Source organism: Salifodinibacter halophilus, from assembly GCA_012999515.1.
GTDB classification, from domain to species: Bacteria; Pseudomonadota; Gammaproteobacteria; order Nevskiales; family Salinisphaeraceae; genus Salifodinibacter; species Salifodinibacter halophilus.
Genome location: JABEEB010000649.1, coordinates 1 through 240 on the forward strand (window position 1 = coordinate 1; position 240 = coordinate 240).

Genomic DNA, 240 nt, shown 5'->3' on the forward strand with positions numbered 1-240 from the left:
CGGGCGTTGCGCGCCGCGGCGTAGCCGCGCATGAAGGCGTTGGCCGCGGCGTAATCGCTCTGGCCGGCGCTGCCGAGCGCGCCGCCGATCGAACCGAAGCAGATCAGGAAATCCAGCGGCGCCGCGCCGTGGCCGCGATCGAGGTTTTCCAGCCCGCTCACCTTCGGCGCCAGCACCGCACGCGCCTGTCCGGCGCGCTTGCGCGCGAGGTAACCGTCGTCGAGCACGCCGGCGGCGTGG

At 74.2% G+C, this 240-nt stretch carries 1 protein-coding gene; it reads right to left on the minus strand.

The window, feature by feature from the left end; all coding sequences use genetic code 11:
* A partial coding sequence (locus HKX41_13170; protein NNC25085.1) for a KR domain-containing protein occupies positions 1–240 on the minus strand: 240 nt, incomplete at both ends.